Source organism: Asaia sp. Ae19-3, assembly GCF_059801175.1.
The window spans coordinates 2,563,216-2,584,689 of record NZ_JBCHWF010000001.1 but is presented as its reverse complement, the minus strand read 5'-3'; the positions used below and the strand labels follow the sequence as shown (position 1 = coordinate 2,584,689).

At 59.1% G+C, this 21,474-nt stretch carries 20 protein-coding genes, 1 tRNA gene and 1 pseudogene; 11 read left to right on the top strand and 11 right to left on the bottom strand.

The window, feature by feature from the left end:
- Positions 1-6 precede the first annotated feature (6 nt).
- Positions 7-654 carry a TetR family transcriptional regulator C-terminal domain-containing protein gene (locus AAID99_RS11300; protein ID WP_188425448.1) on the top strand — a complete coding sequence of 216 codons (648 nt, stop codon included), beginning with the start codon at positions 7-9 and terminating at the stop codon, positions 652-654.
- Here the strand turns inward: AAID99_RS11300 and AAID99_RS11295 are convergent.
- Positions 626-2,068, bottom strand: a complete 1,443-nt coding sequence (locus AAID99_RS11295) for an NCS1 family nucleobase:cation symporter-1 (RefSeq protein WP_498493892.1) — start codon at positions 2,066-2,068, stop codon at positions 626-628. The genes AAID99_RS11300 and AAID99_RS11295 overlap by 29 nt on opposite strands.
- A 130-nt stretch (positions 2,069-2,198) precedes the next feature.
- Here AAID99_RS11295 and hydA point away from each other — a divergent pair, with 130 nt between their 5' ends.
- Entirely contained in the window at positions 2,199-3,593 is a 1,395-nt protein-coding gene (hydA, locus tag AAID99_RS11290; RefSeq protein WP_498493891.1) for a dihydropyrimidinase, read from the top strand.
- A 45-nt stretch (positions 3,594-3,638) separates the two neighbouring features.
- On the opposite strand, the gene AAID99_RS11285 is transcribed toward hydA, so the two are convergent.
- The 3 genes from AAID99_RS11285 to AAID99_RS11275 form a co-directional block, all read right to left on the bottom strand.
- Positions 3,639-4,952: a bifunctional folylpolyglutamate synthase/dihydrofolate synthase gene (locus AAID99_RS11285; protein WP_188425451.1), complete on the bottom strand. Its 1,314-nt coding sequence runs from the start codon at positions 4,950-4,952 to the stop codon at positions 3,639-3,641.
- Positions 4,953-5,014: 62 nt separating this feature from the next.
- The gene (accD, locus tag AAID99_RS11280; RefSeq protein ID WP_188425452.1) at positions 5,015-5,887 is read right to left on the bottom strand and encodes an acetyl-CoA carboxylase, carboxyltransferase subunit beta; all 873 of its coding nucleotides are present in this window, start codon (positions 5,885-5,887) and stop codon (positions 5,015-5,017) included.
- 194 nt (positions 5,888-6,081) lie between these two features.
- Positions 6,082-7,563 (bottom strand): sugar porter family MFS transporter, encoded by a 1,482-nt coding sequence (locus AAID99_RS11275; RefSeq protein ID WP_188425453.1) that lies wholly within the window; start codon positions 7,561-7,563, stop codon positions 6,082-6,084.
- Positions 7,564-7,630: 67 nt separating this feature from the next.
- Here AAID99_RS11275 and AAID99_RS11270 point away from each other — a divergent pair, with 67 nt between their 5' ends.
- Entirely contained in the window at positions 7,631-7,756 is a 126-nt protein-coding gene (locus AAID99_RS11270; protein ID WP_264784144.1) for a hypothetical protein, read from the top strand.
- Between the two features lie 34 nt (positions 7,757-7,790).
- Here AAID99_RS11270 and AAID99_RS11265 read toward each other — a convergent pair whose 3' ends face one another.
- The 3 genes from AAID99_RS11265 to AAID99_RS11255 are packed head-to-tail and all read right to left on the bottom strand — an operon-like array spanning position 7,791 to position 10,126.
- Positions 7,791-8,606, bottom strand: coding sequence for a metal ABC transporter permease (locus AAID99_RS11265; RefSeq protein ID WP_188425454.1), 816 nt, complete (start codon positions 8,604-8,606; stop codon positions 7,791-7,793).
- Positions 8,593-9,270, bottom strand: a complete 678-nt coding sequence (locus tag AAID99_RS11260) for a metal ABC transporter ATP-binding protein (RefSeq protein ID WP_188425455.1) — start codon at positions 9,268-9,270, stop codon at positions 8,593-8,595. Before AAID99_RS11260 ends, AAID99_RS11265 begins: the two co-directional genes overlap by 14 nt.
- Entirely contained in the window at positions 9,263-10,126 is an 864-nt protein-coding gene (locus AAID99_RS11255) for a metal ABC transporter solute-binding protein, Zn/Mn family (protein WP_498493889.1), read from the bottom strand. Before AAID99_RS11255 ends, AAID99_RS11260 begins: the two co-directional genes overlap by 8 nt.
- A gap of 90 nt (positions 10,127-10,216) precedes the next feature.
- Here AAID99_RS11255 and AAID99_RS11250 point away from each other — a divergent pair, with 90 nt between their 5' ends.
- From AAID99_RS11250 to AAID99_RS11215, 8 genes are all read left to right on the top strand, one after another.
- On the top strand, positions 10,217-10,717 hold the full coding sequence (locus AAID99_RS11250) for a Fur family transcriptional regulator (protein WP_188425457.1): 501 nt from the start codon (positions 10,217-10,219) through the stop codon (positions 10,715-10,717).
- Positions 10,718-10,741: 24 nt separating this feature from the next.
- A complete protein-coding gene (locus AAID99_RS11245; protein WP_188425458.1) occupies positions 10,742-11,227 on the top strand; it encodes a hypothetical protein in 486 nt (161 codons plus the stop codon).
- Between the two features lie 43 nt (positions 11,228-11,270).
- Positions 11,271-12,278: an asparaginase gene (locus AAID99_RS11240; RefSeq protein ID WP_188425459.1), complete on the top strand. Its 1,008-nt coding sequence runs from the start codon at positions 11,271-11,273 to the stop codon at positions 12,276-12,278.
- A gap of 9 nt (positions 12,279-12,287) precedes the next feature.
- The gene (locus tag AAID99_RS11235; RefSeq protein ID WP_188425460.1) at positions 12,288-13,703 is read left to right on the top strand and encodes a sugar porter family MFS transporter; all 1,416 of its coding nucleotides are present in this window, start codon (positions 12,288-12,290) and stop codon (positions 13,701-13,703) included.
- 341 nt (positions 13,704-14,044) lie between these two features.
- Positions 14,045-15,394: an inorganic phosphate transporter gene (locus AAID99_RS11230; RefSeq protein WP_188425461.1), complete on the top strand. Its 1,350-nt coding sequence runs from the start codon at positions 14,045-14,047 to the stop codon at positions 15,392-15,394.
- 589 nt (positions 15,395-15,983) lie between these two features.
- Positions 15,984-16,748 (top strand): EAL domain-containing protein, encoded by a 765-nt coding sequence (locus tag AAID99_RS11225; RefSeq protein ID WP_188425462.1) that lies wholly within the window; start codon positions 15,984-15,986, stop codon positions 16,746-16,748.
- A 59-nt stretch (positions 16,749-16,807) separates the two neighbouring features.
- On the top strand, positions 16,808-17,230 hold the full coding sequence (gene arfB, locus AAID99_RS11220; protein ID WP_188425463.1) for an alternative ribosome rescue aminoacyl-tRNA hydrolase ArfB: 423 nt from the start codon (positions 16,808-16,810) through the stop codon (positions 17,228-17,230).
- A 197-nt stretch (positions 17,231-17,427) separates the two neighbouring features.
- Entirely contained in the window at positions 17,428-17,802 is a 375-nt protein-coding gene (locus AAID99_RS11215; RefSeq protein ID WP_498493887.1) for a hypothetical protein, read from the top strand.
- Between the two features lie 162 nt (positions 17,803-17,964).
- Here AAID99_RS11215 and AAID99_RS11210 read toward each other — a convergent pair.
- From AAID99_RS11210 to glpX, 4 genes and pseudogenes are all read right to left on the bottom strand, one after another.
- Positions 17,965-18,135 (bottom strand): annotated as a pseudogene (locus AAID99_RS11210) (site-specific integrase); the annotation flags it as partial.
- Between the two features lie 312 nt (positions 18,136-18,447).
- A tRNA-Glu gene (locus AAID99_RS11205) sits at positions 18,448-18,523 on the bottom strand.
- A gap of 47 nt (positions 18,524-18,570) precedes the next feature.
- Entirely contained in the window at positions 18,571-20,379 is a 1,809-nt protein-coding gene (recJ, locus tag AAID99_RS11200) for a single-stranded-DNA-specific exonuclease RecJ (RefSeq protein WP_188425465.1), read from the bottom strand.
- A gap of 21 nt (positions 20,380-20,400) precedes the next feature.
- Positions 20,401-21,393 (bottom strand): class II fructose-bisphosphatase, encoded by a 993-nt coding sequence (glpX, locus tag AAID99_RS11195; RefSeq protein WP_188425466.1) that lies wholly within the window; start codon positions 21,391-21,393, stop codon positions 20,401-20,403.
- Positions 21,394-21,474: the final 81 nt, after the last annotated feature.

Here is a 21,474-nt window from a genome sequence, read left to right as displayed (position 1 = left end):
GACGGTGTGACAGATCTCTGCGAGCCGACAAGAAGCAGAAAACCCAGCGCGCCGCGACGCGCCACCTTGCCGCAGATCCTCAATGCGGCGGAATGGACATTCGGCACGCGAGGGCTGAAAGGCACGCGTGTTGAGGAGATAGCCGGGCTCTGCGGCATCCCGAAAGCCAATATCCTCTATTATTTCCACTCCAAGGAGGCCCTTTATCAGGCCACTCTGGCGCGTCTGCTCGATATATGGCTGGCAGATGCCGATGAATGGCTATCGCCAGAGCGCGACCCGATGGAGGGGATGGAGGGCTATATACGCGCCAAGATGGCCTTCTCGCGCACGCGCCCGGAAGGGTCGCGTCTTTTTGCCCAGGAATTGCTTTCAGGCGGCCAGATGATTCAGGGTTTTCTGAAAGAGACCCTGCGCGCCCATGTGGAGAGACATGCCGAAATCTTTCTGGCCTGGCAGGCAAAAGGGCTGATGCGGGTGATCGATCCGACGCATTTCATGTGTCTGCTCTGGTCAGGTACGCAGGCCTATGCCGATATGCAGGTGCAGTTCGAGGCCCTGCTTGATCGCGAGAGCCTGCTCGACACGGATTATGAAGCCGGAATCGAGACTTTCCTGACCCTCATCAGACCGCTTTTCGTGCAGCTGGGCTGAAGTGCGACAAAAGGGCATGAGCAATCCCGCCAGCAACAAAACCGATGGCCCATGAGAAGTTCTGCAGCGCGGCGAGTGCGGGCAGGAAGACAACCAGCAGACCGAGGATGACAGACAGACCAAGGGCTGTCAGCGCCCTCGGGTTCATGCCGCGGCTGTACCAGTAGGTGTCGTCGTGAGCGGTGCTGTAAAGCGCCGCGAGATCAAGCTGTCTTTTCTGCACGATGTAGTAGTCGACAAGCAGGATGCTTGTCACAGGGGCGATAAACAGTCCCAGAATATCCAGCGTCAGATGGATGAGTTCGGGATGGGCGTAGAAATTCCACGGTGTCAGCACGATGGCGCCGATCGATGCGATGATCCCGCCCTGACGCCATGAGATGGCTGACGGGGCGATATTCGAAAAATCGAACGCAGCCGAGACGAAATTGGCCGAGATATTGATGCCGATCGTTGCGGCCACAAGCGTCAGCGTGCCGACAAGAAGAATGGTCTGGCTGTCGAAAAGAACGATGGTTTCAGCGGGGTCGAGCACAAGGCGGCCTAGTGCAGGCTGCGTCAGAATGATCGTGGTCAGCACAAGCAGGACAAACGCCATGAAATTGATTGGCAGCCCCCAGAAATTACCCCGACGCACGTCACCCATACTGATGCCATAGCGTGCAAAATCGCCGAAATTCAGAATGATGGGTGAGAAATAGGCGAGGGTAAGAGAGGTCACGGCCAGCGCGCCGCCTGCTGTGGCAGATATCGATAACCCGCCCTGAGGCAGAACGGAGAAATGCCACTGCCCATGGGTCCGGATCAGAAGCGCCGCATCGAGAACAAGAATGACGCCATAAATGGCCGGGCCAGCCCAGTCGATGAAGTGACGAATAGCCTCCATGCCGCGCCAGAACACTGCCAGTTGCAGCAGCCAGACAGAGAGGAAAGCCGCCCAGCCCAGCATCGAAAGACCCAGTGCCCCATGACGGTGCAGATCGGCATAAGACAGCGTGGAGGGAAAGAAATGCAGAACGAACAGAACGATGGCGTTTGAGGCAAGCCAGGTCTGAATACCATACCAGCCGACCGCAATCACACCACGTACCAGTGCCGGAATGATCGCGCCATAAACGCCAAAAGCCGCCCTTATCATGACGGGAAAGGGCACACCGCCTTTCTGGCTCGGCACGGCCACGAGATTGCACAGGAGATGCACCAGCAGAATGGCCAGAACGAGCCCGGCCAATACGGCACCGACATTCAGCCCCATGGTGAAAAAGCTGCCGAGCGTCAGATAGCCTGCAACGCTATGGACATTGGACATCCAGAGAAAGAGATAATCGCGCCATGCCCAGTGCCGCTCCTGAACCGGAGCGAGATCGGCATTCGATAGCGGCCCTGACGGAAAGACTATCCCTGACTGCGCCATTTCCTTGCCCCTGCCTCAATAAACCCGACAGAAATCGAGCAATAGATTGACCATCTGGTCAGGCTAGCTCTATGATTTCGATAATACAACGATATTCTGTTTCGGGCTTTTTGGCGACGGGAACAAGCGCATGCTACTGATCAAGGGCGGCCTCATCGTTACGGCAGAACGGCGCTTCGATGCCGATATATTATGCGACGATGCGGGTCAGATTGCCCGGATAGGCGCCAATCTGGAAGCGCCGACAGGCTGTACGGTCATCGATGCCAGCGGGCTACTGGTCATGCCGGGCGGTATCGATCCGCACACCCATATGGAAATGCCCTTCATGGGCACTACAGCAAGCGATGATTTCTTCACCAGCACGGCGGCAGGTCTTGCGGGTGGGACGACAAGCATCATCGATTTTGTCATTCCCGATCAGGGGCAATCGCTTTTCGACGCCTGGCGCGACTGGCGGGGCAAGGCTGAAAAAGCTGCTTCGGATTATGGCTTTCATGTCGCCGTGACGCATTGGGATGAGCAGGTTCATGACGATATGGGGCGTCTCGTCAGGGAAGGCGGGGTGAACTCCTTCAAGCATTTCATGGCCTATAAAAATGCGCTGATGATCGATGACACGGTCTTTCTGCGCTCGATGCAACGCGCACGAGAGCTGGGCGCCCTCTGCACTGTTCATGCCGAAAACGGCGATGCCATCGCGTTTCTGCAGGCGCAGCTTCTGGCGAAAGGGGAGACCGGCCCGTCATCTCACCCGCTCTCACGACCGGCAGCCATTGAAGGGGAGGCCGCGCAGCGGGCCATTACCCTGGCCGAGCTCGACGACACGCCGCTTTATATCGTGCATGTCTCGACCGAAGAGGCGACACAGGCCATTGCGGCGGCACGGCTTAAAGGGCTTAAGGTTTATGGTGAGGTCCTGCCTCAGCATCTGGTCTTTGACGAGAGTGTGTATCATGACAGCGACTGGCTTCAGGCGGCGCGCCATGTCATGAGCCCTCCCTTTCGCCCCAAAGCCCATCAGAAGGCCCTTTGGGGCGGCTTGATCTCAGGACAATTGCAGACGACAGCAACCGATCATTGCTGCTTCTGTCAGGACCAGAAAATGCGCGGGCGCGACGATTTCACCAGGATACCCAATGGCGTGCCCGGCATCGAGGAACGCATGAGCGTTCTGTGGCATCATGGCGTGGTCAGCGGTCGTCTGAGCGCTGAAGAATTCGTGGCCATCACCTCCACCAATACGGCGCGCATCTTCAATCTCTACCCGAGAAAGGGCTGTATTGCGCCAGGGGCCGATGCTGATCTTGTGCTCTGGGACCCGTCAGCCAGCCGTACAATCACGGCGGGCGCCCTGCATCAGAATGTCGATTATACGCTCTATGAGGGCATGACCCTGACAGGACTGGCGGTGAAAACCATCAGTCAGGGCGTTGTGGTGTGGGATGAGGGTACGCTTCGCGCCGAACGCGGCAAGGGCCGCTATATCCGGCGTCCGGCTCTGGGTCGCGAGCGACCTCTCTAGCAAAAAGCGTAGGATCTACCGGTCGGCTGCTCAGGCGCGGGGGTCCTATTGCGGGATGGAGCCATCCTGCTTCAACACCACACCTGCGAGATAGAGGCTGCCGCAGATCAGCACCCGGGCGGGCGGTCCCTGCAGACGCGGGAGAATAGCGCTGATGGTCGGTCCGGGCAGAGCGACGCCACCAGAGGCCGCAACGATATCCTCGACGGGCAAGGCAAGGTGCTGGCCTTCTTCGCTCACAGCATGAAGCGTCGTGGCATGGCGCTGCACCGGACGGAGAAAGCCTGAGGCATCCTTGCTCTGCTTCATGCCTACGATCACATGCAGGGGGCGGTCCGACCAGGCTGCGAGTGTCGGAGCCAGAGCTTCACCTGCATTGGGGTTATGACCGCCATCCAGCCATAGCTCCCACCCCTCGGGCAGTTGTGCGGCAAGCCTGCCTTCCAGACGTTGCAAACGGGCGGGCCATTGCGTCTGGGCAATACCGGCCCACGCCGTTTCAGGGACAGGCAGACCACTGGCGCGCAGAGCCGCCACGGCAAGGGCAGCATTGCCTGCCTGATGGACCCCCTTCAGACCGGGGGCTGGCAGGGAAAGGGCGCCCAGCGGATCGTGATAGGACAGCCCGCCCCCTTCATGGAGCGTAAAACCGATCTCGCGTCCGACCTGCCATAGCGGGGCGGCGCAGGCTGTTGCCCTGGCCTCGATGACAAGCCGTGCCGCCTCCTGCTGGGCGGCACAGACCACAGGCACACCCGGCTTGATGATGCCCGCCTTCTCGGCGGCGATGAGCGCCAGCGTCTCGCCCAGAAAGGCCTGATGATCGAGATCGACAGGTGTGATCACACAGGCGGCGGGGCGGGCCACCACATTGGTGGCATCCAGACGCCCGCCCAGACCGACTTCCAGAATGACCAGATCGGCCCTGTTTCGCGCGAAAAGCAGAAGCCCCGCTGCTGTCAGGACCTCAAAAACGGTGATGGGGTCGCCCGCATTGACGCGCTCGATTTCCTCGAGTGTAGCGACAAGCGCGTCTTCACTCACCAGTTTTCCGGCGATACGGAAGCGTTCGGTAACATCGACCAGATGCGGGCTGGTCATGACATGCACCGACCATCCGGCAGTCTCGGCGATGGCACGCAGCGTGGCACAGGTGCTGCCCTTGCCATTGGTGCCCGCCACATGAATGACCGGCGGCAGCGAGCGCTCAGGATTACCCAGCTTGCCCAGCAGGGCATGAAGACGATCGAGAGAGAGATCTATGAGCTTGGGATAAAGCGCCTGAACCCGGGCCAGAACGGCGCCGGTCCGGCCCTCATATTCATCGCTGAGCTTGGCCGGGGGCGCTTTGGTCGTCATGGAAATCATCCGGTAGGCAGTAAAAACCCCGCTCTGTCGCCAGAGCGGGGGCAGTCATTCTGTCAGGCGGCTTCGACCGCCGCAGCAGCAGGCTTGTTCATCATCATGCCGATCAGGCTGCCAAGCTTCGCATGCAGGTCATGACGCGACACGACCATGTCGACCATGCCGTGGTCACGCAGATATTCCGAACGCTGAAAGCCTTCGGGCAGCTTCTCGCGCACCGTGTCCTGAATCACGCGGGGGCCGGTAAAGGCGATGAGCGCCTCCGGCTCGGCAATCTGGACATCGCCCAGCATGGCGAACGATGCAGAAACACCGCCAGTCGTCGGGTTGGTCAGAACAACGATATAGGGCAGGCCCGCATCCTTGAGCATCTCGACGCCGATGGTCGTGCGTGGCATCTGCATGAGCGACAGAACGCCCTCCTGCATACGGGCGCCACCAGAGGCCGTGTAGATCACAAGAGCGGCCTTCTGCAGCACAGCCAGACGGCAGGCGGCGATAAAGGCTTCACCCAGTGCGGTGCCCATGGTGCCCGCCATGAACTCATAGGCCATCACGGCTACGACCGCATCGTGGCCGCCGATCTTGCCATGCGCCACAGCCAGTGACTCATCGAGATGGGTCTTGGCCTTTGCGTCTTTCAGACGATCGGCATATTTCTTCTGGTCGCGGAAGCCGAGCGGATCGCTCGGCACCTTGGGCAGTTCGATCCTGGTGTATTTGCCGTCATCAAACGTCCAGTCGAGGCGTTCGGTGGCCTTAACCTTGCCGTGATGGTTGCAATGCGGGCAGACGCGCTGTGCCTTTTCCAGATCCTTGATGAGGATCATCTGTGAGCAGGATTCACAGCTGGTCCAGAGGTTGTCGGGCACCTCGCGCTGCAAAAGGCCACGGATTTTCGGTCGAACGTATTCGGTCAGCCAGCTCATCTTGATCCTACTTCTCGCCTGTCCCGCATGCGGAAAGCCCCATGCGCCGGGACGCTGCGGTCTGGATGGCTCCAGTCACTATGAGGGTGCTTTTAGCGATCTTCTGATCGTAATGCCAGTTCCGCAAACGGGGTGGCTCCTGCTGTAGGAGCTACCCCGTTCATCATGTCCTGATCAGGCAAAGATCATTACCCTCAGGCGGCGGCTTCTTCCTGTTCGTCCTCTGACACGATGCGTGTCTGGCCACGGGTCGGGCGGAAGCGCTTCTCATGCAGGGCCAGTTCGATATCTTCAAGCGTGGCGCCAGCAGTCTCGGGCACGAAGAAGAAGATGAACAACACCGAGGCCAGATTGACCGCGGCATAGAACCACATGGTGCCACCCAGAGTGATGAGCTGCACCAGTGTCAGCGCCGTGCCGGTCACGAGCAGGTCCGAGCCCCAGAGCGTTGCGGCGTGCAGGCTGGTGGCCTGACCGCGCATGGAGAGCGGGAACATCTCGGCACCCAGCAGCCAGCCACAGACCTGGATACCGCCCGAATTGAATGCCATGAACAGCAGCAGGAAGACGATCACCAGATAGGAGCCGACACTGTTCGGTGCCGGATGCATGGCGAAGACGATGCCAAGCCCGATCAGGCTGACGATCGAACCCGGACCCATGATCAGCATGAGGCGGCGACGCCCTACGCGATCGACGATCAGACAGCCGATAAATGTCATGATGCAGTAGGTGATGGCCACACCCAGCGAGGCCATCAGGGCGGAGGAGGCCCCGAAACCCGCATCGCGCAGAAAGGTCGGCGCGTAATAGATCATCATCTCCAGACCGCCGCACTGCGTGAAGAAGGCCACGCCGAGCGCCGCCACCAGAGCAGGGCGCACCCATGGACGGAACAACCCCTTCCAGCCACGGTTCCTGGGGTCGGCTGCTTCCGCGTTCTCGCGCATTTCGCGCACTTCCTTGCGGATGACCTTCTTGGAAGTGCGGATGCGCCCCAGTTCGATGATGGCGCGTTTCATGCCTTCGTTTTCTGCCGTCCAGCGCGGGCTCTTGGGCATGAAGAACATAGAGACGAACACGACGGCAGCAGGCAGGGCGGCCAGCCCGACCATCGGGCGCCAGCCCCAGGCCTCGCGCTGGGTGAAGCCGATGATATTGGCCAGAAGAATGCCGAGGCCGATGGCCACGTTGAACATGGTCACCAGCGTGCCGCGCTTTTCAGCCGGGGCCAGCTCGGAAATGTACATCGGCACGACCTGGGTTGATCCGCCAACCGCAAACCCGAGGAACACGCGCGCGACGATCAGCAGCCACACATCCGGCGCAAAGGCGCAGGCCAGGGCGCCCAGCACGAATACGCCGCTTACCAGGGTCACGCAGGCGCGCCGCCCGTATTTCTCAGAAAACGATCCCGCCGCCAGTGCCCCGATGATGGCACCCGCCAGAATGGCGGAGGCCACCATCTCCTGCATTGTGCTGCTGAGATGGAAATCATCCGAGATCAGCAGCAGGGCGCCCGAGATGATGCCCGTATCATAGCCGTAAAGGCCGCCGCATATGGCTGCCACAACGGCGGCCAGAATCAGGATGTATTTCGCATAGGGCGAAACCTCGATCGGATGATCGTCGTGATGCGTCGCTTCGGGGCGAACCGTCTCTGAATTATTTTTCATGACGATATAACCGGATACCCGCTAATTGGTTTAAACCAGCCGGGTAAAAAGGAAGAAGGAGCCGTTCATGGCCAAGATGTCCAAGCTTAAGCCCGATGTGCCCACGATCAATCTGCGTGAACTGATCATCATGCATATCGTGCTGGCAGCCTTTATCGTGGGCATCATGCTGCTCGATTGGCATATCGACTGAAGGACGCCTGACGGCGTCATTGCGGGAGAAACGCCTAGCGCGTTGCGGGCGCGAGAAATCTCACGGCGATATAACTGAGTGCGGCGCCAAGGCTGATCCAGAACGATACCGGCGCATCCGTATACCATGACAGAACGAGCCCGCCCCATGACAGGGCCAGCGCCAGAAGGGCTGAGCCGGTAAGGCCTGCCCATGGGGCCAGACCCAGCCTCAGCATGCAGGCCGCAGGACCGACAAGCAGGCTGAACACCAGCAATATGCCGGTCGTTTCCGAGCAGATGGCCGTGGCCAGCGCCACAACGCTCATGAAGCCACACGCGACAAACCGCAGCCTGACGCCTTTTGCCGCCGCAAGATCGGGGTCGAGGCTGGCAAAAAGAAGAGGCCGCGCCAGAAAACACAGCCCTGCCAGACAGAGCCCGGCGAGAAGAAACAGCAGACGCAGCGTGGCGTGATCCACCCCCAGCACGTTGCCGAACAGGAGTGCTGTCGTGCTGCTGACAGGTGCGTGCTGCCATTGCAGAAACAGAAGCCCCAGCCCGAGACTCGCAGCCAGAACAAGGCCGATCACGCTGTCTCTATGATTGGCCGTTGCGGCATTGGCGCGCAGATCGCCTTCGGCTTCCCACCCCAGAACCAATCCGGCGATCACGGCTGAAAGCGCCATGCCCATGAGCGGTGACAACCCGATCAGCACGGCGCCCGTCGCCCCGGCAAAGCCGATATGAGAAAGGGCATGACCCGCAAAGCTCTGACCACGCAGAACGAGAAACCAGCCAACGAGGCCGCTCAGTATGGCGACGACACCGGAGGCCAGAAAGGCATTCTGCATGAACTCATAATGCAGCATCGCTCAGCTCCAGTTTGTGCTCAGAGATCTGCAGCAGATGGTCGGCAAAGGGTCTGACGATATCGAGCCCATGGCACGACATCAGCACGGCCATGCCTGTCTCGCGGCAGCGGGCCTGAAGCATGGTCAGGATTTTCTGCTGCCAGTGGAGATCCATGCCGCTCAGCGGCTCGTCGAGTACGAGCAGGGCGGGTTTGTCGAGCAGTGCCTCGGCAAGAAACAGCCTTTGTCTCTCCCCGCCGGAAAGCTGGCTAAGCGGTTGTTCGGCCAGAGCTTCGGCACCAGTCAGCGACAGGGCTGCCTTGAGATCGTCCGCAAGGCCACGCCCCCAGCCCGGCAGACCGAAACGCGTCCCATGCCACGAGGCAGCAATCAGGGCGCGCCCGGTCAGTTGCGGGGCGGGAAGCCGACGTTCCTGGGGCATATAACCGATCAACTGGCGCGCGGCGCGCGGCGCGCGGCCCAGAACCGCAATCCTGCCCTCACGGGCGGGATGCAGCCCCAGCAGGGCGCGCATCAGCGTCGTCTTGCCATGGCCGTTGGCACCCGCCAGCACCGTGAAGCTGCCCGGTTTCAGGGCGAGATCGGCCTTTTCGACAAGGAGACGCGCACCATGGCTCAGCGTCACCCGATCCAGCAGGATCGCGGAAGGGATATCAGCCATGAACACCGAGCGCCGCAACCAGCCGGTCCAGCCGGGCTTTCATCCAGTCCTGCCAGGGCTGTCCCGCCTCGGGAAATTCGTCAAAGCTCACAATGGTCACATGTGAGTCGCGCGCCAGCGCTTCTATACGCGCCAGAGAGGGGCTTCTGACGGTCGGATTGATGAGCAGAATCCGGACCTGCTTTTTGCGAAGCGCGTCTTCCAGACGGGCGACATCGCGTGGCGCCGGGTCGTCGTGGTTCATTGCCGCCAGAGCGAATTCCGGATCGATTACCTCGATACCGAGGGCCTGCAGCAATGGTCCGCCTACGGGTTCGGCCACGGCAATCTTCATACCCTTTGTCTGGGGGCGAAGCTTTTTCAGGCGATCGGCAAAAGACGTCATCATGGCTGTCAGGTCGTTCTGACGGGCCCTGATCGATGGCGCGTCATCCGGCAGATGCCGGGTCAGCTCAGTCGAAAGCGCCTCGACCATGTGTCTGACCGCTTCGGGATCGTCGAAGAGATGCGGGTTGTCATTGGGCCCAAGCCCCGCCAGTGAGGCAACGGAAATTACATGGCGTGACGTGCTGGGCTGTGCCGCCAGAAGAGGCGGCACCCAGTCGTCATAATGCCCGCCCATCATCAGCACGATATTGGAATCGGCCAGTTTGCGCGCCATATCGGGCGTGACCTGAAAATCATGCGGGTCGATGCGTGGGGAGGTCAGAATGCTGGTCGTGCTGACAGCAGCGCCCCCAAGAGCCTTGGCCAGATCGCACCACAGCGCCTCGGCACAGAAAACCCTTACCGGCTCGGCGCGTGCGGAGCCCAGCAGGGACAGGAAGCAGATCAGCAGGAACAGGGTCTGGCGCAAAAAAGTCGCCTTTAGTTATATTATAACGACTGAGATACGCGATATAGAGGCGGAACTCTGGTCAGGACAAGCCGGAAAAGGAAATCCCTCATGCTCAGCAGCACGGCCATGACCGATCAGGACCCGTTCTCTCCCCAGATTCTTGCGCTTCTCGATCGTGCCGCCGCGTTCTGTGCCACGCGCGCCAGTCGTCTCACGGATACCAGACGCCTTGTGCTCGGCCTGATCCTCGATAGCAGCAAGCCCGTCGGGGCCTATGATATTCTCGATCATCTGCGGCAGTATCAACGCAACGCAGCCCCCCCGACAGTCTATCGCGCGCTTGATTTTCTTCTGGCCCAGGGGCTGATTCATCGCATCGAGCGTATGAGCGCCTTCATTGGTTGCGCGCATCGTCTCGAATGCCATCATGGCCATGGCTGCGGTCATCGCGCCCAGTTTCTGATCTGCAGTGGCTGCGGTGCGGTCAGTGAGGTGGAAGACAGCGAAATTTCGCATGCCATTGCCAGTGCGGCAAAGAAGATCGGCTTCAAGCCGCATCAGTCGACGGTCGAGATCGAAGGGCTTTGTGCCATTTGTCAGCAGGGCTGATTTCTCGGGGTGGATTGGCAGGCGATGGCCCGCGCTGACGGTTTGCCGCTTGCTGGCGGTGCCCTTCATTCCCGTCGTGAGCGCGCCTCCCGTGTCGCGCGACCGGAAGAGGCGCCCTGCGCGCAACCTGACCTGTTCGATTATGTTCCCCCTGTCAGACGCACGCATCTGCTGCCGGAAGAAGCACCACTTCTCATCGTCACAACACGCGCTTTTTCGGAGAAGGAGCGGGAGGATGGGTGGCTTTACAGCCTGCTTCCTGAGGCAGAGGCGCTGAGGATGATGGAGGAGGGGCTGATTCTGGATGCGCGTCAGCCTCTGATGTTCTGCGAGCGGCCAGCGCTTCTGCCGCTTTTTGCCGCCTTCTCTGAAGAACCTGCCGAGACCGGGACGATTCTGCTGCGCGTGCGTAAGGCCCATATCGCGCCCTGGCTCGAGGATGACCCCGATATGAGTGCACGTCTCGGCGCAGCCTGCTATCTGCTGTCGCGACAGATACCGATCGGCTAAGGCCGGTTCTTTCTACCCCTGATCGTCACATAAGGATCCCGTCATGGACGATATCGCCCTCGCTGAAGTCACGCGTGGCGGACGCATCGAGTCCCTGCATCTTGGTCGAATTGCCGTCATGGACGATTCCGGCCGGGTCGTTCAGGCGCATGGTGCCATCGACAAGGCGGTCTTTCCGCGTTCGACGGTCAAGGCTCTTCTTGCCCTGCCTCTGGTCGAGACCGGTGCTGCCGATCGTCTGGGTCTGAGCGATGCCGAACTCGCGCTTGCCTGCGCTTCTCATGGCGGCGAGCCTCGCCATGCCGAAACCGCTGCGGCCATGCTGGCCAAGGCAGGCAAAACTCTCACCTGTCTGGAATGCGGTGCCCACTGGCCGACTTATGACAAGGCCGCCCACGCCCTTGCCGCCTCGGGGGCCGCGCCGACAGCCCTGCATAACAACTGCTCGGGCAAGCATGCAGGGTTGATCTGTCTGGCGATCGATCAGTCCCTCGACCCGGCCGGTTATATCGACCCCGGGCATGAGGCGCAGCGTCAGGTGACCGATGCGCTTGTGATGGCGACATCTGTCCCACATAATGAGGCCAATCGCGGTCTCGATGGTTGCTCCATGCCGACCTACGCCATTCCCCTCTCGGCGTTGGCCACGGGTTTTGCCCGTTTTGGTACTGGAAGAAATTTTTCATCGGGTCATGCGTCGGCAGCCGCACGTCTGCGTTCTGCTGTCGCGTCCGAGCCCTTCATGGTGGCAGGGAGCGGGCGTTTCGATACGACATTGATGGCGCATTTCGGTAACCGAATCTTCTGCAAGATGGGTGCAGAAGGGGTGATGGTCGCGTCTCTGCCCGAACTCGGGCTGGGCATAGCGATCAAGACCGATGATGGCGCGAACCGGGCGGCAGAGGTGGCTTTGGCCTCGCTTCTGCTCGGCTTCGACGAGGCTGGCTGGTCTGATTCAGACCGCGCCGTGCTGACCGGATTGTCGCATCAGGTGATGAAAAACTGGAATGGACGCGAAGTCGGCACCCTGCGTGCCGCCGGAAAAGGATAAGACCAACCCATGGCGATAGATTCAGATGCCGGAAATACGGAAGGCGTACTGGCGTCGGTTTTCGATGCAACAAAATTCAAGATCCTGGTCATCGGCGTACTGGCAGCCCTTGCCGGTCTGATGTCCGGTCTGGATATCGGCGTTGTTGCTGGCGCGCTCGATTTCTTCGCCAAACAATATCATGCCTCGACTTTCGCTCAGGAATGGGTGGTCAGCTCCATGATGGCCGGTGCCGCTGTTGGCGCACTTGCTGCGGGCTGGATGTCACATGCGCTGGGTCGCAAGCGGTCGCTCATCGCTGGTGCCTCGATTTTCGTGATCGGTTCGATCGGCTGCGCCCTCAGCTGGTCCATTCCTTCCATGATCACCTTCCGTGTGGTCATGGGTCTGGCTGTCGGTATTTCTGCCTTCACGGCACCGCTTTATCTGTCGGAAATCGCCAGTGAGGCGACACGCGGCGCCATGGTGTCGACCTATCAGCTCATGGTGACGGTCGGTATCTTCCTCGCCTTTCTGTCCAACACCTATTTCTCCTATTCAGGCGACTGGCGCTGGATGTTCGGCGTGGCTGCCATTCCGGCTGCGCTGTTCCTGATCGGTGTGCTTTTCCTGCCGTACAGCCCCCGCTGGCTGATCATGCAGGGGCGCCACAAGGAAGCGCGTGAAGTGCTGCTGTCGCTGCGTGAAGACCCGCTCGAAGCCGCCAAGGAAATCAAGGCCATCCGCGAACAGCTCGAGATCAAGCAGCATGGCTTCGAACTGCTCAAGACCAATTCGAATTTCCGTCGCTCGATCGCGCTCGGCATCATGCTGCAGGCCATGCAGCAGCTCGCCGGCATCAACATCATCATGTATTATGCGCCGAAGATCCTTTCCAGCGCCGGGTTCGATGCCACGTCGCAGATGTGGTGCACGGCCATTATCGGTCTGGTGAACATGCTCGCGACGTTCATCGCGGTTGGCCTTGTCGATAAATGGGGTCGCAAGCCCATCCTCTATATCGGCTTTTCGGTCATGGCGCTGGGTATGGCTGCGCTTGCTGTGCTGCTCAACACAGACATGTCCGGCGAGACGTCGAAATTCATCGCCATCTTCCTGCTGCTGCTGTTCTGCACGGGTTTCGCCATGTCGGCCGGGCCGCTCATGTGGGTGCTTTGCTCCGAAATTCAGCCCATGCAGGGTCGTAACCTTGGTATCTCGCTCTCGACGCTCACCAACTGGATTACCAACATGGTGGTGGGTGCCAGCTTCCTGACGTTGATGAACACCTTCGGGACGTCAGGCACGTTCTGGCTTTTTGCAGGTCTGAACGCCTCGTTCATCCTGCTGACCTTCCTCTTCGTCCCTGAGACCAAGGGCATGTCGCTGGAAGTCATCGAGAAGCGTCTCATGGCAGGCGAAAAACTGCGCAAGCTCGGACGCTGACATCGCGCGGGGCTTTGCCCCGCCAACCGGAAGGGTTTTTCCCTTCTTTTTCATGACACTGATTTTCGAAGGGCATCGCCCTTCGGCCGGGTGTGGGGCAGTGCCCCTACCTTTCCCGGCATCGCCGTAAGACAGAGCGATGCCGGCTTTTGCCCCGTTCTCCGAACGAGGGGCCTCCCCTTGGCGTCTTTCCCAAAGCGTGGCTGCGCCGCAGCAGAGTCTGGTCATAGTCTCTGACTGCAGAAAAGATGAAGTTTATAAGAAATTTAACATGCTTCTCTTTGCGAGAGCGGACAAATGCCGGAAATTAGGAAAGTTTTTACGCGAAGGCTGTCAAACACATGCTTCAGTTCGCCCCTTCCTCTACCGGCTCGCTTGTCATGCTGGCGATCTGCTTCGTCCTGGTTTGCGTCTTTGAATTTGCCAATGGCTTTCATGATACGGCCAATGCTGTCGCCACAGTCATCTATACCAATTCGCTGAAGCCACGTGTGGCGGTTATCTGGTCCGGGCTGATGAACCTGCTGGGCGTGCTGCTTGGAGGGATTGCAGTGGCCTATACACTGGTGGAGCTGCTGCCCCCCGATGTTCTGACGCCGCCCAATGGCAACCCGGCAGTGCCGATGCTGGTATCGCTGTTCGGTACGGCTCTGGCGTGGAACCTCTGCACCTGGTGGTTCGGTATTCCCAACTCGTCGTCGCATTGCACGATCGGCGCGCTTATCGGGATTGCGATCGGGGATTCTTTCGTTCATGCGCGTGATCTGGGCCATAGTGTCGATTGGGGGCAGATCTGGAAAGTGCTTCGTGCTCTGGCGATCTCGCCATTGCTCGGCTTCTTTCTGGCGGGGCTGCTCTATCTGATCATTCGCTTTGCGATCAAAATGCCCGCGTTGTTTACGCCCCCCAAGCCGGATGAGAGCCCCAACCCCATCGTGCGGGCACTGCTGATTCTGACCTGCACGTCGGTCAGCTTTTCGCATGGCAGCAATGACGGGCAGAAAAGCATCGGTCTGATCATGCTGACCATTATCGGTCTGATGCCTGCCAGCTTCGCCATGAATCCTGATCATCCGGTAGATCGCGTTCAGTTGGCGCAGATAGCCCAGCAGGCCCGCCCGCTGATCGAGCAATATGACCGCTACAGTTTCAAGCCAGATGCTCTGGCGGCAATCGACAGTCTTTCCAAGGTTGAAGGCCCTGCGACCCCGGCGCAGATCCGTGGCGATGTTTATGAAATCCTCTCCGGGCTGAGAGATGTCAGTGCCAACCCGGCTTCTTCAGGAAGTGAGAAGGCGACGAGCAGCCGTCTTGCGAAGGAACTGCGCCCTAATGTCGAATATGCGCCTTACTGGGTCCGTGTCCTGAGTGCGTTGTGCCTCGGAATTGGCACCATGATTGGCTACCGGCGCATCGTCAAAACGCTTGGTGAGGGCATTGGCAAGCGCCACCTTACTCCGGCTCAGGGCGCGGCCTCTGAACTGGTCGGTGCCGGGCTGATTGCCTCTGCGGGCTATACGGGCCTGCCGGTCTCGACCACCCATATCATCACCTCTGGCGTGGCGGGCACGATGGTCGCGGCAGGTTCGGGCATCAATATGCGTATGCTGACCAAGATTGCCCTGGCCTGGATCTTCACCCTGCCTGTCACCATCACAGTCGCTGCCTGCGCCTTTTACGTACTGGACTGAGAGGCGCTCCGGACAGCGCTGGGGTGTTTCGAGGCATGAGGGTGCATAAGAGTGATGGCGATGCTGCTAGGGCAAAGCGCCGATTCAGGCACTGGAGAAATACGCCTCAGAGGCTGACCCGGCGAAGACAGGATTATTTCTGGGCGGCGCGGGCGTAGCCGCCTCGGGACATGTGGTGGACGATAGACGCCCGTAAAAATCGCTTATGCGATATAAACACCCATGATGCTAAGGAATTTCCGCACAGCGAGCATATCATGAAAGTCTAGAGTGGAGCGGTCGGTCTCGAAAACCGAAATATTACAATTTAGATAGAGAAACGACTACAATGAATTCGTAAGGAACTTATTTTTTTTGCTATCAAAAAAATTGTTGATGATAAAATGACTATTTTAATAATTTCAATATTATTTATATATTTAAATTATATTTTTAAATATGAATACCGCACGATAGTGGATGCTTTCTGTGGAAAAACATCAGTTATTGGGGAGGCACTTTTTTTGTCTTGAGTGGCGAGTTTCACGAACCCGTGACCCTTTGCCGCGTTCGGCAACTCGCAAATCTGAATGCAGGGGGGTTTTGCTCGATGATTGCGCCATTTTGGTCTCGAGGTAAGCGTAAACTCTGCAAAGGATGCAGCGACGATGCCGGGTTCGATCTGCCGATTACGATGGCCTTCCAGCCTATCGTGGACCTTTCCAGCCGTCGCGTCTTCGCCTATGAGGCCCTCGTTCGTGGTGTTAACGGGGCTGGAGCGCAGGAAGTGCTCTCGCAGGTCACGCCCAAAAATCGCTATGCCTTCGATCAGAAATGCCGTGTTACCGCGATCACTCTGGCTGCAGAGCTGGGGCTTGCCGAGCAGGGCGCCTATCTGTCGATCAATTTCCTGCCCAATGCTGTCTACGAACCCAGCGCCTGTATCGGTGCGACCCTTGAGGCAGCCGAACGCGTCAATTTCCCCACCTCAAACATCCTCTTCGAATTTTGCGAAAACGAGGCTGTCGATACGGAACACCTGCTCCATATTCTGCAGAGCTATGACTCAATGGGATTCAAGACGGCAATCGATGATTTTGGAGCCGGATATGCTGGCCTCAACCTTCTTGCCCGGTTTCAGCCCGATTACGTGAAGCTCGACATGGGCCTTTCCCGTGACATCGATACGACCCCCGTCAAACAGGTCATGATGCGCCATACGGTGGCCATGCTTGATGGTCTGGGCATTACACCGATCTGCGAAGGGGTCGAGACACCGGAAGAAGCCAGCGTTCTCTCTGAAATCGGCATCTCGCTGCAGCAAGGCTATGTCTACGCCAAACCGGCCCTCGCAGAGTTGCCCATGGTTCACTGACCGGGCGTCAGGAGCAGGGATGCGGGCATTTCGTGGTGCAATATGCTATGGGGTGCGTCATGGCAATTTCCATTCTCCCCGGCTTGTCCCTTGCCGACAGCGAGCTTGAGGTCAGCTATATTCTGGCGTCCGGGCCCGGCGGGCAGAACGTCAACAAGGTAGCAACCGCAGCGCAGCTGCGATTCGATGCAGCGCGTTCCGCGTCTTTGCCAGAACGGGTGCGCGTGCGGCTGCTGGAGATCGCCGGTAGCCGGGCAACGCGAGATGGCGTGGTCGTCATAACGGCCCGGCGCTTCCGCACGCAGATACGCAATCGCGAAGACGCAATCGAACGTCTGGTTACAATGATCCGCGAAGCCGCCCATCGTCAGGCGTTCCGGGTACCCACGCGTCCGGGGCGCGCGGCGCGCGCCCGGCGGATGGACGGTAAATCCCACCGCGCGGGGATCAAGCGCGGACGGGCTACGCCCCGGGAAGACTGAAACGCGCGGTTGGACTTGTGAGAGCGTCCATGTTTCGAACATAAGCGCCGCTAAGTGGAAAGACCGCCCCCCTTCATCCGCTCCTTCCGTTGCGTCCTATGTGAGCGGCGGGAGCTTCGTAATCTGGCTGGAGGGACGTAGTGTAGAGCATCTCCGTGAGGAAGGACTGTGCGCCCACTCAAATGCGCTAGAAAAAAATGAAAAAATATCTTGATGAATTTCAGAAATATCCCGTTTTCGGGAAATCAATTGAAAAATACATTATCAAGTATAGGTATATACCGAACCTGACATTCATGGAGATTGGAAAAATTATCGGAGATAACATCGAAAATATTGATATTGCGCAACTAAAGGAAATATTCCTCTTGGTAGAGGAGGGTGTATCATCCAAAGATGATCATATTAGCACTATAATGGCTACACATCTTCTTGAGGTATTTTATAATTCCATCTCTGGAAAAGATTGTTATTCTATTTATAAAAAATACCTTGGGGAAAATTCCTGTAACTATATCGAAGCTTATTTTTTAAAACCATGGGGGAATGAAACAAAGTTTCAGGACTCATAGCAGTGGGGAAGCTAGTATATCCGTCAAGGTGTTGATTTTACGCTTGGGGTTAGGTCCGCGGCGGTTTTTCTAGCCCGTTTACCGCTGTTTCCCTCACATCCAACCCGCCTCCGATGGATCAACAGGTTATTGGAAGTAGGGGAGGGGGGTACGATAAGATGTCTATCTGACAGACGTTGGTTCAGCCACCTCGATCTTGTCTGCAAGTTCCTGCATGACGGGCTGGTAGTAGCGGTCGAGCGATTTAAGATCGCGGTACCCGGTGACCCGCATCAGATCGAGCGGGTTCGCAAGATAGCGCGCCAGACGCGACGTAGTCTCGTGGCGTAGATCGACCTTGGCACGTTTTCCAGTGAGCCAGCGGCGAGACAGTGCTGAGGATGCGAAGGTCTTTCTCAGGCGTTTGCCATCGACCATCTTGTGGGCCTGATACTGGCCCGCGCCGCGGTATCAAACCCCTTTTGGGAGCGGTTTATCTGTGGCCGGGTCGATGCCTGATCTTTCTGATTCGCTCATGCGAAGCCCCTGATACCTAAGAGCCATAATTTCCTGACAGGCTCAGGAATGGCTCAAAATCAACATTTTGGTGAATCAGGATTTCGCTTCTAGCCGGCTGCATCCCGCAGATAACTGCGGTAAATGCCGTGGTGTCCCGTACGGGATTCGAACCCGTGTTACCGCCGTGAAAGGGCGGTGTCCTAGGCCTCTAGACGAACGGGACTGGAGGCGTGAGCGGCTGATTATCCCAGCGGGGGGGAGGGGTCAACCCTAAATCGTGGCAGCGTCCAAAATAAAAAAGCTCAGCATGTCCTGACCTTGCCATTGCTCGCAGCGCAGCTGCCCAGCCACGTGCAGAACAGGCATGGACCGGTCTTCCAGCAAGGCAGCAAATGCCTTGTCGGCAGCTCTGAAGACGAGCCCGCGCAGTCTGCCACCGTCCTCGCCCTGAAGAATCACGCGCAGCGTGTTGCCGTCGCGACCGATGCGCTCTGTCTTGACCGCACGAACACGGCTGATTGCAATGACTGGCTCTTCATGACCAGCCCCGAAAGGACCGAGCCGGGCAAGCTGGGTGGCGATCTCGGCTGTGGCGCCGCGCAGGCTCAGAATGCCGTCGATGCAGAGCGAGTCATGACGGGGCCGTTCGCGCGCCTCGGCAAGAAAATCGTCCAGAAAGGCATGAAATGTCGGCGCCTTCTCTGCGGAAAGAGAGAACCCTGCCGCCATGGCATGGCCACCACCGGTCAGAAGCAACTCTGACTGACAGGCGCCGATGATGGCGGCTCCGATATCGATGCCAGGAACAGAACGGGCTGATCCCTTGATCAGGCCATCCTGCAAGGCGCCCACCAGAACGGGGCGATTGCATCGTTCACGCACCCGGCTGGCGACAATGCCGACAACGCCCGGGTGCCAGTTCTCGCCATATAGAAACAGGGCGGCATGGCCTGCCTCAAGCTGGGCGTCGCCCTGCTGGTAGGCTTCGGTCAGGATATCGGCTTCGACGGTCTGGCGCTGGCGATTGATCTCATCCAGCTTCTCGGCTAGAGCGCGGGCTTCGAAGGCATCATCGCTCAGCAGAAGCTTCACACCTAACTCGGCCTGGGCGATGCGCCCTCCGGCATTGATGCGTGGCCCTATGCCGAAGCCGCAGGCCATGGCGCTTGCCGTTTCCTTGACACCAGCGACAGAGGCCAGCGTGGCGAGACCCAATCTTTCCCCGCGCCCCATGACGCGCAGCCCCTGCGCGACAAAAGCTCGGTTCAGATCGCGTAACGGCATGACGTCGCAGATCGTCGCCAGCGCAACCAGATCGAGCTTGCGCAGCAAGGCGGGTTCTTCATGCGTGTCGAACCAGCCCGAAAGTCTGAGACTGCGGCAGGTGGCGATGAGGGTCAGAAAGGCGACAGCCGTGGCGCAGAGATGCCCAAGCCCTGAATCGCAGTCGAGACGGTTGGGATTCACCACGATGCAGCCGGGCAGAACAGCCCCATCCGGCTTGTGGTGATCCAGCACGATAATATCGCCGCCCTCACGCAGACGGTCGAGCAGAGACACTGCTGCCGTGCCGCAATCGACGCAGATCAGGAGCGTAGCGCCCTTTTCGCGGAGTCCTTCCAGCGCGGGCCCGTTCGGGCCGTACCCTTCCTTCTGCCGGTCGGGGATATGAAAATGCACTGCGCAGCCAAGATCGCGCAGGGTTTCGGTCAGAATGGTCGTGCCGCAGGCGCCATCGACGTCGTAATCACCGAAAACACCGATCGTCTCGCCATTTCTGACGGCCTGGGCAATTCTGTTACAGGCCTCATCCATATCGCGCAGGCAGGAAGGGTCTGGCAGCCAGTCGCGCAGACGAGGGTCCAGAAATGCGGCAACGCGGGCGGCTTCAACGCCCCTGCTGTGCAGGATACGGGCCAGGATTTCGGGAATGGCGGCGCGTTGCGCCATGGCCAGAGCCAGTCGGCCATCGCCAGTGGCGAGGCTCTCATCGCGCCAGACCCATGCTCTTCCGCTACCGCTGGAATGGACCGAAAGAACCGGTTCTGGTGAGGCGATGAGGGAGGGGGCGTCAGACATACGCCCCCTTATAGTTCGGGATCAGTGACCTGCCCACGTCTTGGTGGAGAAATCATGACGCCCTTCGATGAAGCGCACTGTGGCCGATTTCGACCGCATGACGATGGAATGTGTGCGGGCAATGGTCGGGCCATAGAAACGTACGCCACGCAGCAACGTGCCGGTGGTCACACCCGTGGCCGAGAACAGCACGTCACCACGCGCCATGTCATGCAGGCCAAGCTTGCGGGTGGGGTCGTTGCCCGGGTCCATCGAGCGTGCGCGCTCGACCTGGCTTTCGTCCTCGAACATGAGACGGCCCTGCATCTGACCACCGACGCAACGCACGGCAGCAGCGGCCAGAACGCCTTCCGGCGCGCCGCCTGAACCTGCATAGATATCTACGCGGCTCTCATCCATACAGGCGGCAATGGCGGCGGCAACGTCGCCATCGGTCAGAAGCATGACGCGGGCGCCAGCTTCACGGGCGCGGGCAATCAGCTCCTCATGGCGCTCGCGATCGAGGGCGCACATGGTGATGGAGGAAATATCCTTGCCCTTGGCTTTGGCGAGGTCACGCAGCGTGGTCTCGATTGGGGCATCGATATCGATCAGATCGTCCGGCAGGTTGGGGCCGACCACCAGCTTCTGCATGTAGATGTCAGGAGCATGGAGGAAATTGCCACTTTCAGCCAACGCCACCATGGTCATGGCGTTCGGCATATCCTTGGCGCAGAGATTGGTGCCCTCAAGCGGGTCGACGGCGATATCCATCTTCGGCCCGCCAGCGCCTACCTTTTCGCCGATATAGAGCATCGGCGCTTCATCCATCTCGCCTTCACCGATGACGACCGTCCCCTCGATCGCCACTGTGTCGAACGCTGCCCGCATGGCCTGAACGGCCGCACCGTCAGCCTCGTTCTTTTCCCCACGGCCTGTCCAGGCCGATGACGAGATGGCTGCTGCCTCGGTTACGCGAACGAGTTCGAGCGCGAGGTTGCGATCCGTCACTTTATACTTAGGAGAGAAAGGCATCCGGTAAATCCTATCTGTACTCTATCCAGCTGAGCCGGAATTGCGACACGCCCTGTTATGCCGGGATGTGCCGCCTTTGCC